The sequence below is a fragment of the Streptomyces sp. BBFR25 genome, assembly GCF_044590125.1.
GTDB classification, from domain to species: Bacteria; Actinomycetota; Actinomycetes; order Streptomycetales; family Streptomycetaceae; genus Streptomyces; species Streptomyces canus_D.
Genome location: NZ_CP172447.1, coordinates 3281393 through 3304754 on the forward strand (window position 1 = coordinate 3281393; position 23362 = coordinate 3304754).

Below are 23362 nucleotides of genomic sequence, written 5' to 3' on the forward strand. Positions count from 1 at the left end.
GCTCCAGCGACGCCTCGGACGGATATTCGCTGTCCCGCCCGCCCCCTGAGGGCGCAGGATGACGGCCATGACGCTGGCCACCCCCACCCTGGACACCGATCGCCTGCGGCTGCGGCCCTTCGCCGAGGCTGACGCGGACTTCCTCTACGCCCTGCACAGCAACGCCCACGTGATGCGCTACTGGGACTCCCCGCCGTGGACCGAACGGGCTCGCGCCGGACGCTTCCTCGCGATGAGCCGGACGATGGCGGACGAGGGCACCGGAGTGCGGGTGGCCGTCGAGCGCGCCTCCGACGGGGCCCTCGTCGGATGGTGCTGCCTGGTCGAATGGAACCCGGACTACCGCAGCGCGTCGCTGGGCTACTGCCTCGACGAGGCGATGTGGGGCCGTGGTTACGCGACGGAGGCCGCGCACGCCCTGCTGACGTGGGCCTTCGGCACGCTGGACCTGAACCGGGTCCAGGCCGAGGCGGATACGCGCAACGCCGCCTCCGCACGGGTGCTGGAGAAGATCGGCTTCGTGCGCGAAGGGACGCTGCGAGAGGACTGCGTCGTGGGCGGCGAGGTGTCCGACTCCTGGGTGTACGGGCTACTCCGGCGGGAGTGGCGGCCGTCGGCCGCCCCGGCCCCGGACCAGGCCCGTTGAGTGGACCTCGCGTCCCCTTCCCTCGGCGGCCTCGTCATCGACGCAGTGCCGCTCCGCGCATCAGTCCCTCCAGGTCGCGTTCGCCGCTGGGGGTCTGGGCCCCGTCGCGCAGGCCTCGGGCGATCAACTGCCGAACGGCGGGCAGGGCGATCCGAGCGGCCCATGCCTCGTTCTCGCGGGAGAGTCCGTCCGTGAGGTCCTCGGCGGGCAACGCGCGCTTGGCCGCTTCGACGACACCCTCGGGCAGGGCGGCGATGTCGCGGGCGACGCGGTCGACGTACGCGTCGAGTCGGTCGGCGGGAAGGGCCCGGTTGATCCAGCCGTAGGACGCCGCGGTCTCGGCGTCGAAGAGGTCCGCGGTGAGTAGCGCCTCCAGCGCGCGGTTGCGGCCCACGCGCTCACGGAGGTACTGCGTTCCTCCGCCGCCGGGGACGATGCCCATGAGCGCCTCGATCTGGCCGAGTCCGGCGGTCTCGACGGCGGCGAACGCCATGTCCGCCGCGGCCACGAACTCCGCACCGCCGCCCCGGGCCTTCCCGGCGAGCTTGACGATGGTCACCTGGGGCTGGTGGCGCAGGAGTTCGCCCAGGGCCTGAAAGACGTTGACGTCCGGCGGCGCCGACGCGGCCAGCTCCTCCAGTACGTCCATGTCCTCCGCGATGCGCATGTCCACGTGGGCGAGGAAGAACTCCGGGTCGGCGCTGGAGAAGACGATCACCCGGATCGACGCATCGTCCCTGAAGTCGTCCAGTACGGTGCGCAGTTCGCGCATCATCGTCGCGTCGAGCACGTTGACCGGCGGGTTGTCGAGGACGATGCGGGCGACGCCGTCTTCGACGTCCGCGCGCAGGGTTTTGTAGCCAGGGGTGTTCAAGAGGCTCTCCATCGGTTACTGAAGGGTGTGTAGGTTTGCGATGCATACCTACCGTCGGCGAGGCCGTCGGGACCGTCAAGAACGCACTTCGGGAGAACCAGGGATCATGAGGGATACCGATCCGCGCGGTGTCGACGCGGGCACATCCGTCGTTTTCCGGGCGGACTGCCCCAGTCGGCCGATCCTCGACCAGATCGCGGACAAGTGGTCGATGATGGTGATGGCGCTCCTGGAGCGGCCGATGCGGTTCAACGAGCTGAAACGCCGCCTGGAAGGTGTGACGCAGCGCGTCCTCACCCAGACGCTGCGCCGCCTGGAGCGGAACGGAATGATCCGGCGCAAGGTACTGCCGACCTCACCGGTCGGTGTCGAGTACTCGCTCACGGCGCTGGGCGAATCCCTGCGTGAGCCCTTCGGGCGTCTCTACGACTGGACCGTCGAGCACAGCAAGGAGATCCACAACTGCCGCCGGGAGTACGACAGCAGGACCGGCGCGTAACAGAGGCCCGCCCGGGCCGCCGATGCTGCGGAGCCTGCGGTGAGCCGGTGCGAGCGCTGCGCCGAAGGCTCGGGCCGCAACGCGTTCCGCACGTGTCCCTGAAGTGTTTCCCCGCCACACCCCTTCTGTTCGCCGTGCCTGGCTACCTTCGCGTGGCCCGGTCCGGCAGCAGGAGAGGTATGTCCATGAGCGCCCCTGTCCACCGCACCTCCGAACGGCCTTCCGCAGCCGCCCTGGCAGCGGCCCGGCAGCGTCGGGAGGAAGGGCGGACCGGCGGCTCCTCCGGGTCCGGGACCTCGGCGGAACGGGCGTTACTCGGGCTCCAGTCCAGCATCGGAAACCAGGCGGCGGCCGCCACGGTGCAGCGCGCCAGGGGCAGGACGCTCGAGCGGGCCCCGGGGACCGACACCGCCCGTCCCGGCTCGGCGCCCGGCGCCCGGCGCGACCCGGCCGGTCCCACCCGCCGGGGGTCCGAGTCCGGCACGCACGGCATGGAAGCCGACCCCGCCCTCCGGGAACAGGCCACCGCCGCGAGGCGCGCGGCCCTCGCCGCCGGGTTCCCTCCTTCGGGCCGCACCCGACGCGGCTCCGACACCGACACCCGGCCCGGCCCCGCCGGTCCCGCCCGACGCGGCTCCGAGTCCGGCACCCACGGCATGGAGGCCGACCCCGCCCTCCGGGAGCAGGCCGCCGCCGCGAGGCGCGCCGCCGAGGAGAAGGCGGCGGCCGAGGAAGCGGCGGAAACGCGACGACGCGTGCGCGCGGGGGCGGAGGCGACCGCGGCCACGGCACGGAACCGCAACACGGCGAAGAAGGCGGCAGGCGAAGCGGCGGCGAAGGGAGCACGTCTCCTTGCGGAGGCGGAAGCAGTCGCGGCGGAAGCGGCGGAAACAGAGCGACGGCGTCGCGCGGGGGCGGAAGCGGCGGCGGCCAAGGCACGGGAGCGCATCGCGGCAGCCGAAGCGGCGGCAGCGGAAGAAGACCGGCTGCGCCGCGAGGCGGAAGCAGCCGCCGAGGCGGATCGGCGCCGCCGCCGCGAAGAGGAAGCACGTCCGGCCGTCGTGGAGGAAACACACTCCGCCGTCGAAGAGGAAGGCGAAGCAGCGGTACGCGCCCCGGTCGAAGAGGAGGAAGAGGCACGCACCGCCGTCGAGGAGGTCACGCTCACGCCCGAGGAACGCGCGGCCAGAGACGCACGCCTCGCCGAACTCGCGGCCCGCTTCGCCCCGTCGGGCCGCACGCGACGCGGCTCGGACCTCGACCACCGGCCCGACCCCGCCGATCTCACCCGGCGCGGCTCCGACTCCGGCATCCGGTACACGGACGTCGGCGCCGCTCCCTCGGAACACACCGACACGGCCACGGACGACGCACGCGCCGCCGCCGATGCCAGGGCGGAGGCCAGGAGCGATCGCCTGAAGGCGGTCGCCGAGAACGCGGACCAGGGGAAGAAGCTCCTGGAGCCCGGGGACGCCCTGGGCAAGGGCGTCCAGGCTCCCACCGCCGCAGGTCTCGGCCAGGAGGCCACCGAAGCGGCGGCCGCCGCCCCGAAGGACGACACCGCCGCCACCGCGAACGCTTCCGCCCTGAAGCACGACGCCTCCGCGGCCGGGGTCTCCGGCGCATCGCTGAGCGCCGTCACGGAACTCCTCTCCTTCGGGGCCAGCGTCGCGGATTCGTTCAGGAACCTGAGGACCGCCCTGGAAAAGGGGAGCGGGGCCGGGTACCACAACGCTCATAAAAAGGGCAAGACCAAGGCGACCGACGCGGGCGTCAGCGTCGCCAGTACGGGCGCCAACGCCGGCACCATCGCCAAGGAGGCGGTCAAGCTCCAGGGTGTGACAAGCACCGTGGCCGCCACCGAGGCGAGCGGTGTGCTCAGCGGCGTCGCCGGTGTGGCCAAGAGCGTCCGGGCCGCTTTCAAGTCCAAGGGTGCGATCGAGAAGATCCACGGTCTGAGGCGGCTCCAGAAGGACAACGCCGCCCACTCCAAACGGCTGCTGCGACTGGAGGCCGAGGCCAACACCGCCGAACTGAACGCCCGTTTCGCCCGCGAGGCCGTAGAGCGGGCGAGGAACGACCGCGAAGGCCGTACGGAGGAGGAGTGGGCGGCGGGCATCAAGGCCGCCGGGGCCGCGTACGAGCAGGTGGCGCTGATCGAGGCCCGGGCCAAGGCCGACTTCCTCAGTAACGCGCGGGACCTGGAGGACCTGAACTTCGCCACCAATCTCGCGAAGAGCAGGAAGGTCAGCCAGGCGGCCAAGGAAATGGGGGGCGGCGTCGTGGGCGAGGGCCTCAAGGGAGCGGGCGGCATCGCCACCGTGGCCATCGTCGCCACCGGGGCCCTGGCGTCCAACCCGGCGGGTTGGATCACTGCCGCGGTAGGGGCGGGCCTCGTCCTCACCACCGCCGCCTACAAGGGAGGCAGTGCGGCCTACGGACGATTCCAAGAGGCCCACCACCCCGAGCTGTACACGCCGGAGGGCGAGCCGATACCGACGGCCAAGGGCTCCGGGGATTCACTGCTGCACGCCATGAAGTTCTGGAAGAAGATCACGAGGTACAAGCGCCAGCTGGCGGCACACAAGATCTACAACATGGTCGCGCGGGAGGGCACCGATCCCGCCCTGCGCGCCTCCGCCCTGCAATTGCTGATCCTGATCAAGGCCGGTCCCACGGACCACAAGCTGGAACGGGACGAGTGGGAGGCGAGCCTCAGGCAACCGGCGAAGAAGGGCGACTGGATCAAGGAGATCACAGACCAGCTCGCCTCCAGTTGATGAGGCGGCGGGAACCGGCCCGCTCAGCCGTCGGACGGATGCTCGCCCGGCGCCTCCCGCAGCGCCTCCCCCAGCACCTCCCGCAGCACCTCCCGCATGCCGACCGGTTCCCGGCCCAGCAGCGCGGCCAGCGTCGGGTCGGCCGTGGCGAACTCACCGGCGCGGGCGGCGGCGAAGATGCCCAGGAACTGGTCGGCATAGTGCGCGGGGACGCCCTGGGCCACCAACTGGTCGCGGAAGACGGCCTCGGGAGCGGTGCTCCGCGTGAACTGCCGGCCCGTCACCTCGCATGCCAGGGCCGCGATGTCGTCGAAGGTCAGCGCCCGCGAGGCGGTGAGGGGCGGGGTGGGACCCTCGAAGCGGCCCTCGTCGGCGAGTACGGCGGCGGTGGCCTCGGCGAGGTCGGCGTGCGTGGTCCAGGCGACCGGGCCGTCGGCGGGGAGCAGGATCTCGCCGGTCTCCAGGGCGTGGTCGAGGAAGCGTGTCGCGCTGGCGGCGTAGAAGCCGTTGCGCAGTGAGGTGAAGGGGACTCCGCAGCCGCGCAGGATCTCCTCGGTGGCGGCGTGGTCGCGGCAGGCCTGGAAGTGGGACGCCGCACCGGCGCCCATCTGGCTGGTGTAGAGGACGCGGCGGGCGCCCGCAGTGACGGCCGCCCCGATCGCGGTGCGGTGCTGCTTGACGCACTCCTCGCCGAGTTTGTCCACGGAGACGACGAGGACCTGGGTGGCGTCCTCGAAGGCGTGGGCGAGGCTCCCGGCGTCCGCGAAGTCGCCCCTGCGCACCCGCACCCCCCGGTCGGCGAAGGTCCGCGCCTGCGGATGGCCCGGGTCGCGGACGCTGACGCCTATCTGCTCCGCCGGCACCCGGGTGAGCAGGTGCTCGACGATCCGACGGCCCAGCTGTCCGGTGGCTCCGGTCACGATGATCATGGTTCGCTCCTGCGGTCACGGTCGGTGGCATGCTTTCGACGTCCCGGTGTTTCCATCGGAACCACTTACACAGTAACAGCGATATTCACGGTGGCAACACAGATTCGATATCCGCGGTATCGTCGGTACATGTCCTCTCGTTCCGACCAGACCCGGCAGCGGGTCATCGAGGCCGCCATCGGCCTGCTGACGCGCGGCGGCCGCGACGCCGTCACCACGCGTGCGGTCGCCGAGGCGGCGGGGCTGCAACCGCCGGCCATCTACCGGCTGTTCGGCGACAAGGACGGGCTGCTCGACGCGGTCGCCGAGTACGGCTTCGCGAGTTTCCTCGCCGCCAAGCACGTCGACCCCGACCCGCGGGACCCCATCGAGGACCTGCGGGCCGGCTGGGACCTCGCGATCGAGTTCGGTCTGGCCAATCCCGCGCTGTACACGCTGATGTACACCGAGCCCGCGCGGACGGGTTCGGCCGCCTTCAAGGCCGGCACGGAGATCCTCATGGGCCGCATGCGGCGGCTCGCCGCCGGCGGATGGCTCCGCGTGGACGAGGAGCTGGCGGCCCAGATCATCCACGCCACGGCGCGCGGCGCGGTGCTCACCTGGCTGTCGCTGCCCGAGGACCGGCGCGACCCGGCCCTGTTCACCACCCTGCGCGAGTCCATGGTCGCCGCCGTCACCCACGAGCGCCCTGCCGTGCGGGACGCCGGTCCGGCGGGCGCCGCCCGCGCGCTGCGCGCCACCCTCCCCGAGCAGACGGCGCTCAGCGAGGCGGAGCAGCGACTGCTGGGCGAGTGGCTCAAGCGCCTCGCCGACGGCGACTGAGCCTTTACCAGCGGGTCGCTTTCGGGGCCAACTCCGTTTTCGGCCAAAGGGGTTAGGCCGTCATCGGCGTATTTTTCGCGTCAAACCCCCGGCCGTTCCGGATCGTGGTCACGAGACCGACACGACGAGTGAGCACGACGTGAGCACAAGCGGTAGGGTCCCTTCCCGTACGTCGAACGCCGGTCGTGGATACGGGAGTTCGAGGCGCCTCGGGTCGTGCGGTCCCGTGCCGTTTCGAGTCCGCGAAATCGGCACCCCCTGCTTCGTACCGGCCCTCGCGTGTTCCCGGGAGATCCATGTCGTGCGCCTTCGCCGTCCTCCGCATCGCTGCTGACTCCGCGGCACCGGGTGGCCGCGGGAGACACCGGTCCGCTCCGGCCCGCTGAGAGCCCGACCGACGGCTTCCGATCCGTGAGGACCTGATGACCTGATGACTGAACTGATAGTGACCGCCACCGCCGTGCTGGCGGTGGTCGGAGTCGGGGCCGCGTGGTACTTCCGGCGCAAGGGCGAGCAGGCCCGGCGCCGGGCCGAGCAGCTGCGCGAGCACGCGGACCGGCTCACCCTGCAACTCGTCGCGGCCGAGCAGTGCGTGGGGCACCTCGCGACCACCGTGATCCCGGCGGCGGCGAAGGCCGGGCCCGGCGGCGCGGGCCCCGAGGGCGCGCTGCTCGTACCGGCGCAGCTCGACGGGACACCGCTCGCCGAGCGGCTGCGTGCCGTACCCGGCGCGGTGGCCTCCGCGGTGGGGGACGTACGGGCGCAGGAGCGGGCGGGCGCCGAACGGGCCGCGGCCCACGCCGCCGACCAGGTACGGCAGGACACCGAGCGGCAGATCGCGCAGGTACGGCGCGAGTCCGTCGGCGTGGCCCGGGCCGCCGTGCGCGGCTTCGCCAACAACATCGTGGCCCGGTCGGCGCGGCTGGGCCGGGCCGTCAGCCAGGGTGTACGGCGGCACATCTCCGACGAGGCGTACGCGACGCTCGTGGAGATCGACCACCTCGCGCAGCAGATGCTGCTCACCGCGTCGGGGTACTCCGTGCTCGCCGGGGACAAGCTGTCCCGGCGCTGGCCCGCCACCACGTTGACCGACATCGTGCGCGCGGCCATGGGCCGGATCGAGGGGTACGAGCGGATCAAGCACCCCGAGATGGGGTCCGTGGTGGTCGAGGGCCGCGCCGTGGAGGCGGTCGTGCACGCCCTCGCCGTACTGCTGGACAACGCGCTGCGCTACTCGCCGCCCGCCGCCAGCGTCCACGTCTCGCTGGAACAGGGGCACCACGCCTGCTTTTTGATCGTGGACGACGCCGGGCTGCGCATGGACGACGAGCGGCTGCTGTGGGCCAGCGACGTGATGTCGGGCGAGCAGCGCGACGACATCACGCGCCTGGGCGCCCACCCCCAGACCGGGTTGCGGGTCGCGTCCCTGCTGGCGGAGAACTACGGCTTCCGCGTGGAGCTGACCGCGCCCAACATCTACCAGGGGACCCGGGCCATGGTCGTCCTGCCGAAGAACCTGATCGTCGACCCGGGGTCGGCCCAGCCGGTGCCGCAGGCGGTGTCCCGGCCCGTCGCGCCCGCCGCGCCCGCCGAAGCGCCGCAGAGCGCGCCCGCCGATCCGCCGGAGGCCGCCCCCGTACCCGCTCATGCCGCGGCCCCCGCCGCCGAGCCGGTACCCGAGCCGACCGCGGCACACGCCGCCGCCACCCCCGCGGCCGCCACGCCCGCGGCCGCCACCCCCTCGACCACCACCGCCAGCGGCCTGACCGTCCGCCGGCGCTCCCCCGCGCCCACCCCCGCGCGCCGCCCCGCCGCCCCCGACGACACCGAGCCCGGCCGTCCCGCCGTCGCCGCCGCCTGGGCGGCCGGCACCCGCCGCGGCCGGGAGGGGGAGCGGCCCTCGGCGGCCTCCGCCGACATCCCCCGCACCGCCACCGACACGGCCGACCGCACCACCCCCCACGACGCCGCTGACGACGAAGGACACTGATCGTGCAAGACACACACACCAACAGCCTGGGCTGGCTGCTGGACCAGGAACTCGGCAGCGTCGAGGGCGTCCGGTACGCCGTGCTGATGAGCAGCGACGGCCTGCTGAAGGCCCGCACCCAGACGATCGGCCAGGACGACGGGGAGAAGTTCGCCGCGCTGACGGCGGCGCTGCGCGCGGCGGGCAAGGCCTGGGACGAGTTCACCGGCGGCGCGGGGATGCGGCAGCTGCTGATCGAGTCGGTCGGCTGCATCGGCCTGACGACGACCGCCGCGAAGAACACCATGCTGTCGGTGTGCACGACCGGTCCCGACGCCGACGTCGGGCTGATCTCGCACCACATGGTGCGGCTCGCCACCCGGGTGGGACACGAGCTGGCCACGGAGGAGCGCGTGCCGGCCGCGGACGGCGGCTCACCGGTATGAGCGGGCCGCGGCGCGATCCCGACATGGTCCGGCCCTACGTCCGCACCGGGGGCCGGATCCGCGCGCGCGGGGACGTGCGCCTGGAGAGCGTGGTCATCGCCGCGACCGGCCCCACGGACACCCTCGGCCCGGACGCCCGCCGGGTGATGCGGCTCTTCGCCGGTGCCAACGGCGGCCTGGCCGTCGCCGACATCGCGGCCGCGCTGGAACTGCCGCCCTCCACGGTGCGCATCCTCGTCTCCTCCCTGATGGACTCCGGCCACCTCTCCAGCCCGGTCGCCGCGATCGACGACCAGCCCGACTTCGACCTGCTGCAGGAGGTACTCCGTGGACTTCGCTCCCTCGTCTGACCGGGCCGGCCGGACCGACGAGTCCGAACGGGCCGTCACCTACGTCCCCGCCACGGTGACCCGGTCGGCCAAGATCGTGGTCGCGGGCGGCTTCGGCGTCGGCAAGACGACACTGATCGGCAGCGTCTCGGAAGTACGGCCGCTGCGGATGGAGGAGCCGATCACGCAGGCCAGCGCCGGTGTGGACGACCTGCGCGGCACCCCGCACAAGACGACGACCACCGTGGCCATGGACTTCGGCCGCATCCACATGGCGGGCGGCCGGCTCGCGCTGTACCTGTTCGGGCTGCCGGGTCAGTCCCGTTTCCAGCCGCTGTGGGAGGACCTGGCCGAGGGCGCCCTCGGCTGTCTCGTCCTGGCCGACACCCGCGACCTCGACGCCTCCCACGACGCCCTCGGCCTGCTGGACGGCGCGGGCATCCCGTACGCCGTCGCCATCAACACCTTCCCCGGCGCGCCCGCCTACCCCGAGGCCGAGCTGCGCGAGGCGCTGGCCCTGGACCCGGCCACGCCGCTGACGTACTGCGACGCCCGCGACCGCACCTCCTCCCTGCACGCCCTGATCACGCTCACCGAGTACCTCTCCGAGCACCGTTCAGCCGCCCTCCTGGAGACCCGCCGATGACGTTGCCCTCCACCGAGACCGCGCCGCCGCGTGAGCCGGGCCGGATCGCCCTGTACGCACCGGAGTTCGCCGCCGACCCGCACGCCGCCTACCGGAGCATGCGCCGCACCCACGGTCCGCTCGTCCCGGTCGACCTGGCGCCCGGCGTCCCCGCGACCCTGGTGATCGGCTACTACCAGGCCCGCCGCATCCTGAACGACCCGCTGCACTTCCCGGCCGACCCGCGCGCCTGGGAGAAGCTGATCCCGGCGACCTGCCCGGTGCGGCCGATGATGGAGTGGCGGCCCAACGCGCTGCGCTCGGGCGGCGCCGAGCACGCCCGCTACCGGGCGGCCAACACCCAGGCCATCGACCAGGTCGACCAGCACGGGCTGCGCGCCCTCGTCGAGCAGGTCGCCGACGGTGCCATCGACGGGTTCCGTGCCGCCGGCTCGGCGGACCTGCTCACCCAGTACTCCTTCCCCATCGCCTTCCGCGTGCTGAGCGCGCTGCTCGGCTGCCCGGACGAGATCGGGCAGCGCATCGCCGACGGCATGGCGAAGATCTTCGACACCACCAACGCCGATCAGGGCAACGTGATCCTCGCCCAGGCCGTGTCCGACCTCGTGACCCTGCGCCGGACCCACCCGGGCGACGACATCACCTCCCGGCTGACCCAGCACCCCGTCGGGCTGAGCGACGAGGAGATGAGCCACCAGCTCGTCACGCTCTACGGCGCCGGGATCGAACCCATGACCAACCTGATCAGCAACACGATCCTGAAGATCCTCACCGACGAGGAGTTCTCCGCGGACCTGCACGCCGGGCTCTCCACGGTGCGCGACGCGCTCGACGCCGTCCTCTACACCGACCCGCCGATGGCGAACTACTGCATCTCCTACCCCCCGTATCCCATCGACGTGGAGGGCGTGCTGCTGCCGGCCGACCAGCCGGTGGTGATCTCGATGGCCGCCGCGAACAACGACCCGGCCCTCACCGAGGGCGTGCCCCAGGGTCAGCACGGCGGCAACCGCGCCCACCTGGCCTGGAGCACCGGCCCGCACACCTGCCCAGCCCGCTCGCACGCCTACCTGATCGCCGAGACCGCGGTCACCCACCTCCTGGACGCGCTGCCGGAGACGGACCTCGCCCGTCCCGCCGCCGAACTGACGTGGCGCCCCGGCCCGTTCCACCGCGCCCTCGAATCCCTGCCCGTCACCTTCCCCGCCGCGCAACCCGCCGCACACTAAGGAGCCAGGCCATGGCGACCCAGCAGCCCGCCCTCGTCCTCGACCCCACCGGCGCCGGTCACCACGCCGAGCACCGCACCCTGCGGGCGGGCGGCCCGGCCACCCGGGTGGACGTCCTCGGGGTCGAGGCCTGGTCGGTCAGCGACCCCACCCTCCTCAAACAGCTGCTCACCAGCCCCGACGTCTCCAAGGACGCCCGGGCGCACTGGCCCGCCTTCGGCGAGGTCGTCACCACCTGGCCGCTGGCCCTGTGGGTGGCGGTGGAGAACATGTTCACCGCGTACGGGCAGGGCCACCGCAAGCTGCGCCGGCTGGTGGCGCCCGCCTTCAGCGCCCGCCGGATAGCCGCGATGCGCCCGGCCGTCCAGTCGATGGTGACCGGGCTCGTCGACCGGCTCGCGGAGCTGCCCGCCGGTGAGCCGGTGGACCTGCGCCAGGAGCTGGCCTACCCGCTGCCCATCGCGGTGATCGGGCACCTCATGGGCGTGCCCGAGGACCGGCGCGACGGCTTCCGCGCCCTCGTGGACGGCGTCTTCGACACCACCCTGGACCAGGCCGAGGCACAGGCCAACACCGCGCGCCTGTACGGGGTCCTGGACCAGCTCATCGCCGCCAAGCGCGCCACCCCGGGCGACGACATGACGTCCCTGCTCATCGCCGCGCGGGACGACGAGGGGGACGGCGACCGCCTCTCCCCCGAGGAGCTGCGCGACACCCTGCTGCTGATGATCAGCGCCGGGTACGAGACCACCGTCAACGTCATCGACCAGGCCGTGCACACCCTGCTGACCCGTCCCGACCAGCTCGCGCTGGTCCGCAAGGGCGAGGTCACCTGGGGGGACGTGGTGGAGGAGACGCTGCGCCACGAACCGGCGGTGAAACACCTGCCGTTGCGGTACGCGGTCAGGGACATCCCGCTGCCGGACGGGCGGACCATCGCCCGCGGGGAGGCGATCCTCGCCTCGTACGCCGCCGCCAACCGCCACCCGGACTGGCACGAGGACGCCGACACCTTCGACGCGACCCGCACGCTCAAGGAGCACCTGGCGTTCGGCCACGGCGTCCACTTCTGCCTGGGCGCACCGCTGGCCCGCATGGAGGTGACCCTCGCGCTGGAGAGCCTCTTCGGCCGCTTCCCCGACATCCGCCTCGCCGATCCGGCCGAGGAGCTGCCGCCGGTGCCCTCGCTGATCAGCAACGGCCACCAGCGGCTCCCGGTCCTGCTGCACGCCGACTGAGCGGCGCGCCGCAAGACCAGGAACCGGGAAGCCGGGGATGACGGCCGGAGCCGACGGCTTCAGCCGAACATCCCCGGCACGTAGTCTCCGGCCGGCTGCTGGGTGATGACGTTCAGGCGGTTGTAGGTGTTGATGACGGCGATCAGTCCGACGAGGGCGGTGAGCTGCTCCTCGTCGTAGTGCTTCGCCGCGTTCGCCCAGGCCTCGTCGGTGACGCCGCCGGAGGCGTCTGCGAGGCGGGTGCCCTGCTCGGTCAGTTCGAGGGCGGCGCGCTCCGCGTCGGTGAACACCTTGGCCTCCCGCCAGGCGGCGATCAGGTTGAGGCGCAGCGAGGTCTCCCCCGCCTCCGCGGCGTCCTTGGTGTGCATGTCGAGGCAGAAGCCGCAGCCGTTGATCTGGCTGGCGCGGATCTTGACCAGTTCCTGGGTCGTGGCGGGCAGCGCCGAGTCGGCCACGGCCTTGCCCGCGGAGTTGATGTGCCGCAGCAGCTTGCCCGCGAGCGGGTTGGTGAAGATGTCGAGACGCGCTTCCATGATGGTTTCCTCCGTCGTCGCCGGTTGGCCGTACACCGCTACGACGGATGCCGGCGGCACGATGTGACGGGCCGGGGCCCGGCCCGCTTGTGACCTGCGTCTCACCCGCTGCGGGTCGTCCGTTCCAGCAGCCGGCCCAGTGCCTCGGTCACGGCGGCCGGGCGTTCGTCCATCACCCAGTGGCCGGCGTCGTCCAGCATCGTCAGCTCGGCGCGGGGCAGCGACCCGGCCAGCTCGGTCGCGATGGCCGGGCTCAGGTACGGGTCCGCGCGGCCCCAGACGACCGCCGTCGGGCAGGTGACCTCGCGCAGCCGCCGGCGCAGTTCGGGGCGGGCCGGGGTGCGGTACTCGCTGAAGTAGTGGAGCAGCCAGCGGCGGCCCTCGGGCGTGTCCATCCAGCCGACGTACCCGTCCAGGACGTGCGGGTCCAGATGCCCGGCGCGCACCAGCGGCGCGAAGGAACGGCGGTGCAGGGCGGCGTACGGCAGGTGCCGTGCCGGGCGGCGGAGCGCGGGGCTGCGTCCGGCGAGGCCGAGCAGGCTGAACACGGCGTACCAGCGGCGGGTGAAGGTGGCGTGCGCGCGGCTGTTGAGGAGCGCCAGCCTGCGGACCCGGCCGGGGTGGTTCTCGGTGAGGCCGAGGGCGAGGAAGCCGCCGTAGTCGTGGCCGACCAGGTTCACCGAGTCCAGCTCCAGCGCGTCCAGGAGCCTGCCGAGCCGGGCGACCTCCGTGTCGTAGTCGAAGGACAGGTGCAGGGGGCGCTCGGACGCCCCCCAGCCCAGGAGGTCCGGCGTGATGACCCGGTGGCGGGCCGCCAGGGCCGGGACCTGGTGGCGCCAGCACCGGTGGTCGGCGGGGTAGCCGTGCAGGAGCAGGACGGGCTCGGCGTGCGGCGGTCCCGACTCCCAGCAGGCGACGCGGGCGCCGTCCACCGTGACCGTGCGGGGGCGGGGCGGGTCGTACGTGGCGGGACGCTGTGTGGTCATCGCTCTCCTCCGGGTGCTCGCCCCCTCAACGGATCGGATACCCGCAAGGGACACGATCAGGGCTCGGTGTTCGGCCGAAAGGGGCGGGGATTAGCCTCGGTCCCGACAAGTCGGTACGGCCGGAGTCGGTCCGGTGGAGCAGGAGGCAGAGATGGCGAAGGTTCCCAGCGCGGTGGTCGCCGCGGGCGGTCTCGTCGGCGGGTACGGCGTGGCCCGCTGGACGAAGAAGCGGCAGCTCGGCGGGGCCGTGCTCGCCGTCGCCGGGGCCGCCGCCGCGCAGCAGTGGCGGGCGCGGGCCGGCGGGCGGGCCGCGGGCGCGCTGACGGCGGCGTACGTCGCGGGCTTCGCCGGGTCGCACCCGCTGGCCAAGAAGGTGGGCGCCTGGCCCGCCGTCTTCGGTGTCGCGGGCGCCGTGGCCCTGGCCTCGTGGGCGGTCGCCGACCGGCGCGCCTGAGCGCCCGCGGCGCCGGTCAGGAGCGGTGGGTGAGGACGTTGACCACCTTGCCGTTGGGGTCGCGTACGAAGAAGCGCCGTACGCCCCACTCCTCGTCCCGCGGCTCCCGTACGATCTCGGCGCCCGACGCGACCACCTGGGCGTAGACCGCGTCGACGTCCTCGACCTCGACGCTCAGGTCGGGGACGACGGGCGCCGTGCGCTCCTCGGTGAAGAGGCTGATCTGGGCGGTCGGGTTGGACGGGGAGGCCAGGGTCGTCACCCAGCCCATGTCCATGACCTCCTCGAAGCCGAGCAGGCCGTAGAACTCCCGGCTGGTGTTCCACCGCCCCTCGGCCTCGACGTGGATGTTGGGGACGATCCTGCGGATGCTCATCGGGGGCTCCTCGACGTCTGTGCCGGGTCGGGTCGGGCCGGCCTCCGCGACGCTACGCGGTCTTGGCCGCGGAGCCCGCCGTCCCCGGCGAGTCCGGCGCCGCCGTCGACAGCGGTTCCGCGATGTCCTCCAGCGAGCGGCGTTCCGCCTTCACCGCGAGGAACGCCGCGACCAGACCGGCCGCGCACATCAGCCCGGCGCCGATCTGGAAGGCCAGGACCGTGTCGCCGACCACGCCGGACTCGGTCAGGTCGGCGAAGAGCAGCGGGCCACTGATACCGCCGGCGGCGGTGCCGAGGGCGTAGAAGAAGGCGATGGCCATGGCGCGGGTCTCCATCGGGAAGATCTCGGAGACGGTCAGGTAGGCGCTGGAGGCGCCCGCCGAGGCGAAGAACAGCACCACGCACCAGCAGGCGGTCATGGTCGTCGCCGTGAGCGAGCCCCGGTCGAAGAGCCAGGCCGTGCCGAAGAGCAGGATGCCGGAGAGCAGATAGGTGCTGGAGATCATGATCCGGCGGCCGACGGTGTCGAAGAGCGGGCCGAGCAGCAGCGGGCCGCAGAAGTTGCCGGCGGCGATGACGGCGAAGTAGTAGCCGGTGGAGCCGGTGGGCACGTCGAAGAAGGTGATGAGGATGGTGCCGAAGCCGAAGGTGATCGCGTTGTAGAGGAAGGCCTGGCCGATGAAGAGGGACAGGCCGAGGACCGCGCGCCGCGGGTAGCGGCGGAAGACGGTCTTGGCGATCAGGCCGAAGCCGATGGACTTGCGCTGGTGGATGGTGATCTCACCGGCGGGCGGCGGCAGCTTCTCGCCCTTCTCCTCCTCGATCTCCCGTTCGACGGAGGAGACGAGGGTGTCCGCCTTCTCGCCCTGGCCGTGGATGAACTGCCAGCGCGGACTCTCCGGGACGTGCCGCCGCACGAGGAGGATGACCAGGCCGAGGACCACGCCGAGGGCGAAGCTGAGCCGCCAGCCGAGGTCCTTCGGGAAGATGTCGGTGTCCAGCATCACGATGGACAGCAGGGCGCCGCCGATCGCGCCCAGCCAGTAGCTGCCGTTGATGATGAGGTCGACCCGGCCCCGGTAGTTGGAGGGGATCAGCTCGTCGATGGCGGAGTTGATCGCCGCGTACTCGCCGCCGATGCCGAAGCCGGTGAGGAAGCGGAAGAGGAAGAACCACCAGGACTCGAAGGAGACCGCGGTCAGCGCGGTGGCCGCCAGATAGACCACCAGTGTGATCATGAACAGCTTCTTGCGGCCGTAACGGTCGGTCAGCCAGCCGAAGAACAGGGCCCCGGAACACGCCCCGGCCACGTACAGGGCGGCGGCGAGGCCGGTGATCTGGGCGGCGCTGATGTCCAGGCCGCTGCCGTCCTCGGCGATGCGCCCGGCGACGTTGCCGACGATCGTGACTTCCAGGCCGTCCAGGATCCAGACGGTGCCCAGACCGATCACGATCATCCAGTGCCAGCGCGACCAGGGCAGCCGGTCCAGGCGGGCGGGGACGGCCGTGGTGACCGTCCCCGTGGAGGCGGGCATCGAGCCCGACGACGACGCTTGTGCTGTCATGGCTCCCTCTCCGTCGAGCGAACGCCTCACATGTGCCCGACGCCGGAGGAAACACGCCCGCGGCGCCGGAGGCTACGCCCCCAGGATGCGGGAGACCGTGTAGATCAGCAGCCCGGCCAGCGAGCCGACCACCGTGCCGTTGATGCGGATGAACTGCAGATCGCGGCCGATGTTCGCCTCGATCTTCTTCGTGGTGTGCTCGGCGTCCCAGCCCGCCACCGTGTCCGTGATCAGCGAGGTGATCTCCTTGCGGTAGGTGGTGACGACGTACACCGCGGCGCTCTCCACCCAGCGGTCGACCTTGCCCTGCACCTTGGGGTCGGAGGCCATCCGGGAGCCCAGGGACAGCAGCGAGGCGCGCACCCTGAGGCGCAGTTCGCTGCGCTCGTCCTCCGCCGCCGAGACGATCATGGATCGTACGGCCGTCCAGGCGGACGCGATCAGGTCCTGGACCTCGCCGCGGCCCAGCACCTCGGTCTTCAGCCGCTCGACGCGCGCGCGGGTCTCCGTGTCGGACTGGAGGTCGGCGGCGAAGTCGGTGAGGAAGCGGTCCAGGGCGCCGCGCGCGGGGTGGGCGGGCATGTCGCGCATCTCGGTGACGAAGCGCAGCAGCTCCTTGTAGACCCGGTCGCCGATCTTCCGGTCGACGAACCGGGGCGTCCATCCGGGCGCCCCGCCCTGTACGGCGTCCATCACGGAGTCGCCGTGCAGGATCAGCCAGTCGTGGGCGCGGGAGACGATCAGGTCGACGGCGCGCTTGTGACCGCCGTCGGAGACCACCCGGTCCAGCATCTTGCCGATGCCGGGGGCGATCTCCTGGGCGTCGGCGCGACGCGTGATGGCCTCGCCGACCACCGCCTGGACGTCGGAGTCGCGCAGCACGGTGAGGGCGCCGCGCAGGGCGGCGGACAGCTCCGCCGTCACCCGGTCGGCGTGTTCGGGCACGGCGAGCCAGGCGCCGAGGCGGCTGCCGATGCCGACGGCGCGCAGCCGCTGGCGCACGACGGCCTCGGAGAGGAAGTTCTCCCCGACGAACTCGCCCAGCGAGACGCCGAGCTGGTCCTTCTTCTTCGGGATGATCGCGGTGTGCGGGATGGGGATGCCCAGCGGGTGGCGGAAGAGGGCGGTGACCGCGAACCAGTCGGCGAGCGCGCCGACCATGCCGGCCTCGGCGGCGGCCGACACATAGCCCGCCCAGGCGCCCGCGCCCCGGTGGGAGGCCCACTCGGCCAGGACGTAGACCACGGCGACGAACAGCAGCAGGCCGGTGGCGGTGAGCTTCATCCGGCGCACGCCGCGGCGCTTGACCTCGTCGGCCGGGCTGAACGACGTCATCGCGCGGTCGCGGACCGCACCCGCGCCGGCACCCCCGGAACCACCGGCACCGCCGGAACCACCAGCACCCCCCGCGCCCTCAGGCAGTTCCGCTCTCGTGCGTTCCATCGCTCCACCGTTCGCTGATAGGTGCCTCACACATTGTCCCTTCCTGACCGACTCCCGGAACGGAACACAAGTTCCCGGCGTCTGTCCGGGAGGGGGAACGCCCGGGGCTCCTGCGGCCTTTCCTCCGCCCATGACGCATCATGGGTTCATCGGACCGGAGCCTCGGGGCTCCCCTCGCCCGAGGAGAACAGAACAGCATGACCCGGGGTCGTGACGGGGGTGCGGGGGCGCCTCCCACCAAGCACCGTGCCCTGCTAGCGGCGATCGTCACCTTGATAGTGGCGATCTCCGCGGCCATATACGCCGGAGCGTCCGCGGACGACGGCAGCAGGGACCACGCACTGCAGGCCGGAGGCCGTCTCCCACGGGGCGACGCCGCCCCCGCCTCCACCGGCGCCTGGGTGGGCGCCTGGGCCACCGCACCGGCCGCGGCCGAGCCGGGCACCGAGACGACCGGCATGGCGGGCCGCTCCGTGCGCAACGTCGTGCACACCTCCGTCGGCGGCACCAGCGCGCGGATCACCCTGTCCAACCTGTACGGCCAGTCGCCGCTGACCGTCACGCACGCCTCGATCGCCCTGGCCGCGGGCCCCGACACGGCCGCCGCGGTCCCCGACACCATGCGCGTGCTGACCTTCGGCGGCAACACCCGGGTGATCATCCCGGCGGGCGGCCAGGTGATGAGCGACATCGCCCGCATCGCCATCCCCTACGGGGCGAACGTCCTGGTCACCACGTACTCCCCGGTCCCGTCCGGGCCGGTGACCTACCACCCGCAGGCCCGGCAGACCAGCTACCTCGCCGACGGCGACCGCACGGCCGACGTCACCGCCGTCGCGTACACCACCCCCACGCCGTACTGGCGGTACCTGACCGCGCTGGACGTGCTGAGCCACGAGGCCGACGGCACGCTGGTCGCGTTCGGCGACTCGATCACCGACGGCCTCGGCGCCGAGACCGACGCCAACCACCGCTGGACCGACATCCTCGCCGCGCGCCTCCACGAGGCAGCCGGCACCGGCCGGGACACGCCCCGCTACAGCGTCGTGAACGAGGGCATCAGCGGCAACCGGATCCTGACCAGCAGGTCGGGCCGCCCGGCCGACAACCCGAGCGGGCTCAGCCGCTTCGAACGCGATGTGCTGGAGCGCACCAACGTCAAGGCCGTCGTCATCGTCCTCGGCGTCAACGACATCCTGAACAGCCCGGAACTCGCCGACCGCGACGGCATCCTCACCGGCCTGCGCACCCTCGTCGACCAGGCGCACGCCCGGGGGCTGCGGGTCGTGGGCGCGACGATCATGCCGTTCGGCGGCCACCGCGGTTACACGAAGGCCCGCGAGACGATGCGGCAGGAGATCAACGAGGAGATCCGCTCCGGCCGCGTCTTCGACACGGTCGTCGACTTCGACAAGGCCCTGCGCGACCCCTACGACCCGCGCAGCCTGCGCTCCGACTACGACAGCGGCGACCACCTGCACCCCAGCGACAAGGGGTACGCCCGCATGGGCCAGGTCCTCGACCTGGACGCCCTGAAGGGCGCGGCCCCGGTCGCGGCGTAGCCGGACCGCCCCGAAGCCGGGGGCGCCGCCCGCGCCCCCTCAGCCCTCGCCCCCGCACCTGCGCCCGTCGCGCTCCTCGCAGCGGGCGTCACGGTGCTCGCGCACCATGTCCCGATCCCCGTCCAGCATCCCGCGGTGCGCGTCCGCCACGTCATCCCGGACCGCTGAAGGGCGCGGCCCCGGTGGCGGCGTAGCCGGACCGCCCCGCAGCCGGGGGCGCCGCCCGCGCCCCCTCAGCCCTCGCCCCCGCACCTGCGCCCGTCGCGCTCCTCGCGGCGGGCGTCACGGTGCTCGCGCACCATGTCCCGGTCCCCGTCCAGCATCCCGCGGTGCGCGTCCGCCACGTCAAGGGCGCGGCACCGGTCGCGGAGCCGGACAGACCGGAAAGCAGGGGCGCCGCCCGCGCCCCGCTCAGTCCTCGCCCCGCCTGCGGCGGTCGTCACGCTGCTCGCGCAGCATGTCCCGGTGGCCGTCCAGCATCCTGCGGTGGGTCCCCTCCACGCTCTCCCGGACGGAGTCGTGCAGCTCCCGCTGCGCGGCCTTGCGCTCCAGCTTCTCCTGCCGGCGCTCCTCCTTCAGCCGCTGCCGCTCCGCCCGCGTCACCTTGCGCTCGACGCCGACGCCGCCCCAGAAGGCGAAGCCCGTCACGACCACGCGCGGGGCGCCCGGGTCTCCCGGGACGCCCTCCTCACTGTGGTCGAAGCCGCCCATGATGCCGATGCCGCGCACGACGACCTCGACGCCCGGCGGCACGACCACGTTCATCCCGCCCATGATCGCGACGCAGTTGATCACGACCTCGCCCGTCGAGAAGTCCGCCTCGCGCAGGTCGATCTCCCCGCCGCCCCAGAACGCGAAGCAGTTGAACCGCCCCGGCGCCGTCCAGCGCCCCTTGCGCTGGAAGCCGGACATCACGGCGACCGCCCAGGTCGACGAGGGCTCCGCGCCGGTGATCCGCCCCGCCCAGCCGCCGCCTCGCGCGGGCTCCTTGGTCATCGACACCCGGGGCGCCGCGGCCACCTCGCCGACCGGCAGGTCCCGGGTGATCGGCGCCAGCTCCCCGTACGTCCGCGCCCGGTAGGTGGCGTCCAGCCGCTCCTCGAACTCGGTCATGTCCAGCCGCCCCTCGGCGAGGGCGTCGCGCAGGACCTCGGCGACTCGTTCACGGTCGGCGTCGGAGGCGCGGAGTTCCCGGGCGTCGTCGGTCATGGACAGCAGCCTACGAGGTCACCGCGCCCGGCACTACGCGCCCGCGCGTTCCGCGTACATCTTCGCGATCACCGCCTCGATGTCCGGCTCCCGCACCGACAGATCCACCAGCGGATACTCCGCCGCGATCCGCGCCACCAGCCCGGCCGCCGACGCCGACGCCGGGAACGCCAGCCACTGCCGCGGCCCCTCCACCCGCACCACCCGCGCGGGCTCCGGCGCCTCGATCGGCGGCAACTCCCGTTCCAGGTCCACCACCAGGGTGCGTTCGCTCTCCCCCGCCTCGTGCAGGCCGTCCAGCGGGCCGTCGTACATCAGCCGCCCGTGGTCGATGACCATCACGCGCGAGCAGAGCTGCTCGATGTCCTGGAGGTCGTGCGTGGTCAGCAGCACCGTCGTGCCGCGCTCGGCGTTCAAGTCCCGCAGGAACCCCCGCACCTTGGCCTTGGAGACCACGTCCAGGCCGATCGTCGGCTCGTCCAGGTACAGCACCTCCGGGTCGTGCAGCAGCGCCGCCGCGATGTCGCCGCGCATCCGCTGGCCGAGCGACAGCTGCCGCACCGGCACGTCCAGCAGCTCCGCCAGCTGGAGGAGTTCGACGCAGCGGTCCAGGTTCTCGCGGTAACGGGCGTCCGGGATGCGGTACATGCGGTGCATCAGCCGGTAGGAGTCGATCAGCGGCAGGTCCCACCACAGCGTCGTCCGCTGCCCGAAGACGACCCCCATGCGGTGCGCCAGCCGGGTCCGCTCCCGGGACGGGTCGATGCCGGCCACCCGCAGCCGCCCGCCGCTGGGCGTCAGGATGCCGGTGAGCATCTTGATCGTCGTCGACTTCCCGGCGCCGTTCGGGCCGATGTACCCGACCATCTCGCCGCGCGACACCGTGAACGACAGCCCGTCCACGGCCCGCACCTGCCGCCGCTCCCGCTTCAGGAATCCGGTCTTCTTGCGCACGTCGAAGACCTTCTCGACGCCGTCCAGCTCGATGAAGGCCCCCGCGTCCACCTCCGTCGCCGTATCCGTCCCGGACTCCGCCGTCTCCGCCATCTCCGCCATCTCCGTCAGCTCCCCGTACTCCGGTACGAACGCAGGCCCGCCCGCCAGGCGAGACCCGCCAGCGCACAGCAGGCCGCGGCCACCAGCGGCGGCGTGAACGCCACCCACCCCGGCAGGTCCAGCGGGTACGGCCGCCCCAGCACATGGCTCGCCGGCAGCCAGTTCACGAACGCCAGCGGCACCACGAACGTCGCCCCCCGCACCAGGTCCAGCGCGAACACCGTCGGCGGGTACTGCAGCATCGTCGTACCGCCGTAGGTGAAGGCGTTGGACACCTCCGAGGCGTCCTGCGCCACGAACTGGAACGCCGCCGCCGCCACGAACACCGCGCAGAAGATCCCGGCCCCGCTGAGCAGCGCCACCGGCATCAGCAGCAGCTTCGCCACCGTCCAGTCGACGTCGACGACCCACAGCGCGTACCCGAGCACCAGCAGCCCCTGCACCACCCGGCCGAGACGGCGCAGCCCGAACCGGTCCGCCGCCACCTGCGCCAGCACCGGCACCGGACGCACCAGCAGCGTGTCCAGCGTGCCGTCCCGCACCCGGCGCCCCAGCCGCTCCATCGAGCCGATCGACAGGTCCGCCAGCCCGAAGGACACCGCGGACAGCCCGTACAGGAACGCCACCTCGGGCAGCGCCCAGCCGCCCAGCGCGTCGACCCGGGAGAACATCAGCAGGATCGCCACGAAGTCCAGCGCGGTCATCGCGAAGTTCCCGAACGTCGTCAGCACGAAGGACGTCCGGTACGCCATCGTCGACCTGATCCACATCCCGGCGATCAACCCGTACGCGCGCACCCCCTCGACGACCCGCCCGCGCCGCACCTCCGCCTCGGCCGCCCGCGTCACCTCAGCCACCCTGGACCACCACCCGTCGCGTCGCCGCCGACTGCACCAGCCGGCCCAGCGCCAGCAGCGCCACCGCCCAGGACGCCTGGAAGAGATACGTCCCCAGCGGGTCCGCCTCCCCCAGCAGCACGTCCGCCGGTGCCTGGAGCAGCGACGACCACGGCAGCGCCCGCACCACCTCGCCGAGCACCCCCGGGAACACGTTCAGCGGCAGCAGCATCCCCGAGCAGAACAGCCCCGCCAGCCACGCCATCTGCGTCACCCCGGTCCCGTCGAGCAGCCAGAACGCCGAGAGCGCCACCAGATAGCGCAGCGCGAAACCCACCAGCATCGCCAGCAGCAGCGTCACCAGGAACGCCGCCCACACGGACGCCTCCCGCGGCAGCGCCACCGGGAAGAACAGCGACCCGAACACGAACGGCACCAGCCCTCGGCCCAGCAACTGGAACAGCGCCCGGCCCACGTCCGCCGCCAGCCACCACAGCTGGAGGTCCGCCGGCCGGTACAGGTCGACGGCCACATCACCCGAACGGATGCGCTCCATCAACTCGTCCTCGAACCCGCCGCCCCCGATCGCCAGCGCCGCCAGCAGCGCCTGCCCCAGCCACACGAACGTCACGGCCTGCGCCTGGTCGTACCCGCCGAGCTGGGGTTTCTCGTCCCACAGCGCCAGATAGGTGTACACCAGGATCAGTCCGAAGACGGTGTTGGTGAACACCCCGGCGGCGGTGGCCGCCCGATACGTCGCGTACCGTCGGAATCCACCCGCCGCGACGGCCACGTACAACCGCCCCGAACCCGTACGCACTGCCCCTCCCCTGTGACCGGCACCAAAGCGCAAGAGCCTAGTGCGCCCGGGGGGACGCCTGCCACGGAATTTCACGGGTGTGCCGTCGAGTGGGAACGGAACCCACGGTGCGA

23 protein-coding genes are annotated in these 23362 nt (G+C 72.6%); 12 read left to right on the top strand and 11 right to left on the bottom strand.

Annotated features, from left to right (window positions below; all coding sequences use genetic code 11):
• The first annotated feature begins 67 nt into the window (after positions 1 to 67).
• Positions 68 to 646 (top strand): GNAT family N-acetyltransferase, encoded by a 579-nt coding sequence (locus tag ACGH52_RS14845; RefSeq protein ID WP_399939705.1) that lies wholly within the window; start codon positions 68 to 70, stop codon positions 644 to 646.
• A 34-nt stretch (positions 647 to 680) separates the two neighbouring features.
• Here ACGH52_RS14845 and ACGH52_RS14850 read toward each other — a convergent pair whose 3' ends face one another.
• Positions 681 to 1520, bottom strand: coding sequence for an enoyl-CoA hydratase/isomerase family protein (locus tag ACGH52_RS14850; RefSeq protein WP_399939708.1), 840 nt, complete (start codon positions 1518 to 1520; stop codon positions 681 to 683).
• Between the two features lie 106 nt (positions 1521 to 1626).
• Between ACGH52_RS14850 and ACGH52_RS14855 the strand changes: the two genes are divergently transcribed.
• On the top strand, positions 1627 to 2019 hold the full coding sequence (locus ACGH52_RS14855) for a winged helix-turn-helix transcriptional regulator (protein ID WP_399939711.1): 393 nt from the start codon (positions 1627 to 1629) through the stop codon (positions 2017 to 2019).
• Positions 2020 to 2204: 185 nt separating this feature from the next.
• Complete coding sequence (locus tag ACGH52_RS14860; protein WP_238696845.1) at positions 2205 to 4799, top strand: hypothetical protein; 2595 nt, start codon at positions 2205 to 2207, stop codon at positions 4797 to 4799.
• Between the two features lie 23 nt (positions 4800 to 4822).
• On the opposite strand, the gene ACGH52_RS14865 is transcribed toward ACGH52_RS14860, so the two are convergent.
• Positions 4823 to 5728: an SDR family oxidoreductase gene (locus tag ACGH52_RS14865; protein WP_399939715.1), complete on the bottom strand. Its 906-nt coding sequence runs from the start codon at positions 5726 to 5728 to the stop codon at positions 4823 to 4825.
• A gap of 129 nt (positions 5729 to 5857) precedes the next feature.
• Between ACGH52_RS14865 and ACGH52_RS14870 the strand changes: the two genes are divergently transcribed.
• From ACGH52_RS14870 to ACGH52_RS14900, 7 genes are all read left to right on the top strand, one after another.
• Complete coding sequence (locus ACGH52_RS14870; RefSeq protein WP_399939718.1) at positions 5858 to 6550, top strand: TetR/AcrR family transcriptional regulator; 693 nt, start codon at positions 5858 to 5860, stop codon at positions 6548 to 6550.
• 430 nt (positions 6551 to 6980) lie between these two features.
• Positions 6981 to 8540 (top strand): ATP-binding protein, encoded by a 1560-nt coding sequence (locus tag ACGH52_RS14875; RefSeq protein WP_399939721.1) that lies wholly within the window; start codon positions 6981 to 6983, stop codon positions 8538 to 8540.
• Between the two features lie 2 nt (positions 8541 to 8542).
• Positions 8543 to 8965, top strand: a complete 423-nt coding sequence (locus ACGH52_RS14880) for a roadblock/LC7 domain-containing protein (protein WP_059301538.1) — start codon at positions 8543 to 8545, stop codon at positions 8963 to 8965.
• Positions 8962 to 9315 (top strand): DUF742 domain-containing protein, encoded by a 354-nt coding sequence (locus ACGH52_RS14885; protein ID WP_059301539.1) that lies wholly within the window; start codon positions 8962 to 8964, stop codon positions 9313 to 9315. The genes ACGH52_RS14880 and ACGH52_RS14885 overlap by 4 nt, the downstream gene beginning before the upstream one ends.
• Positions 9293 to 9940, top strand: coding sequence for an ATP/GTP-binding protein (locus tag ACGH52_RS14890; RefSeq protein WP_171987191.1), 648 nt, complete (start codon positions 9293 to 9295; stop codon positions 9938 to 9940). Before ACGH52_RS14885 ends, ACGH52_RS14890 begins: the two co-directional genes overlap by 23 nt.
• Entirely contained in the window at positions 9937 to 11169 is a 1233-nt protein-coding gene (locus ACGH52_RS14895) for a cytochrome P450 (RefSeq protein WP_059301540.1), read from the top strand. Before ACGH52_RS14890 ends, ACGH52_RS14895 begins: the two co-directional genes overlap by 4 nt.
• 11 nt (positions 11170 to 11180) lie before the next feature.
• A complete protein-coding gene (locus ACGH52_RS14900) occupies positions 11181 to 12407 on the top strand; it encodes a cytochrome P450 (RefSeq protein ID WP_210976324.1) in 1227 nt (408 codons plus the stop codon).
• Positions 12408 to 12466: 59 nt separating this feature from the next.
• Here the strand turns inward: ACGH52_RS14900 and ACGH52_RS14905 are convergent, their stop codons facing one another.
• A complete protein-coding gene (locus tag ACGH52_RS14905; protein WP_059301542.1) occupies positions 12467 to 12940 on the bottom strand; it encodes a carboxymuconolactone decarboxylase family protein in 474 nt (157 codons plus the stop codon).
• Positions 12941 to 13041: 101 nt separating this feature from the next.
• Complete coding sequence (locus ACGH52_RS14910; RefSeq protein ID WP_399939726.1) at positions 13042 to 13926, bottom strand: alpha/beta fold hydrolase; 885 nt, start codon at positions 13924 to 13926, stop codon at positions 13042 to 13044.
• 151 nt (positions 13927 to 14077) lie between these two features.
• Here ACGH52_RS14910 and ACGH52_RS14915 point away from each other — a divergent pair, with 151 nt between their 5' ends.
• Positions 14078 to 14380 carry a hypothetical protein gene (locus ACGH52_RS14915; protein ID WP_076974543.1) on the top strand — a complete coding sequence of 101 codons (303 nt, stop codon included), beginning with the start codon at positions 14078 to 14080 and terminating at the stop codon, positions 14378 to 14380.
• Between the two features lie 16 nt (positions 14381 to 14396).
• On the opposite strand, the gene ACGH52_RS14920 is transcribed toward ACGH52_RS14915, so the two are convergent.
• From ACGH52_RS14920 to ACGH52_RS14930, 3 genes are all read right to left on the bottom strand, one after another.
• Positions 14397 to 14756 carry a VOC family protein gene (locus ACGH52_RS14920; RefSeq protein WP_059301545.1) on the bottom strand — a complete coding sequence of 120 codons (360 nt, stop codon included), beginning with the start codon at positions 14754 to 14756 and terminating at the stop codon, positions 14397 to 14399.
• A gap of 52 nt (positions 14757 to 14808) precedes the next feature.
• Positions 14809 to 16323 (bottom strand): MFS transporter, encoded by a 1515-nt coding sequence (locus ACGH52_RS14925; RefSeq protein WP_121703693.1) that lies wholly within the window; start codon positions 16321 to 16323, stop codon positions 14809 to 14811.
• Between the two features lie 72 nt (positions 16324 to 16395).
• A complete protein-coding gene (locus ACGH52_RS14930; RefSeq protein ID WP_076974545.1) occupies positions 16396 to 17766 on the bottom strand; it encodes a DUF445 domain-containing protein in 1371 nt (456 codons plus the stop codon).
• A 197-nt stretch (positions 17767 to 17963) separates the two neighbouring features.
• On the opposite strand from ACGH52_RS14930, the gene ACGH52_RS14935 reads away from it, so the two are divergent.
• Entirely contained in the window at positions 17964 to 19328 is a 1365-nt protein-coding gene (locus ACGH52_RS14935; RefSeq protein ID WP_121703692.1) for an SGNH/GDSL hydrolase family protein, read from the top strand.
• Between the two features lie 411 nt (positions 19329 to 19739).
• On the opposite strand, the gene ACGH52_RS14940 is transcribed toward ACGH52_RS14935, so the two are convergent.
• The 4 genes from ACGH52_RS14940 to ACGH52_RS14955 are packed head-to-tail and all read right to left on the bottom strand — an operon-like array spanning position 19740 to position 23249.
• Entirely contained in the window at positions 19740 to 20537 is a 798-nt protein-coding gene (locus ACGH52_RS14940) for a DUF1707 domain-containing protein (RefSeq protein ID WP_399939733.1), read from the bottom strand.
• A 33-nt stretch (positions 20538 to 20570) separates the two neighbouring features.
• The gene (locus ACGH52_RS14945) at positions 20571 to 21593 is read right to left on the bottom strand and encodes an ATP-binding cassette domain-containing protein (protein ID WP_374103212.1); all 1023 of its coding nucleotides are present in this window, start codon (positions 21591 to 21593) and stop codon (positions 20571 to 20573) included.
• A gap of 5 nt (positions 21594 to 21598) precedes the next feature.
• Entirely contained in the window at positions 21599 to 22450 is an 852-nt protein-coding gene (locus ACGH52_RS14950; protein WP_399939736.1) for an ABC transporter permease, read from the bottom strand.
• Positions 22443 to 23249, bottom strand: a complete 807-nt coding sequence (locus tag ACGH52_RS14955; RefSeq protein WP_059301551.1) for an ABC-2 family transporter protein — start codon at positions 23247 to 23249, stop codon at positions 22443 to 22445. The genes ACGH52_RS14950 and ACGH52_RS14955 overlap by 8 nt, the downstream gene beginning before the upstream one ends.
• Positions 23250 to 23362 lie beyond the last annotated feature (113 nt).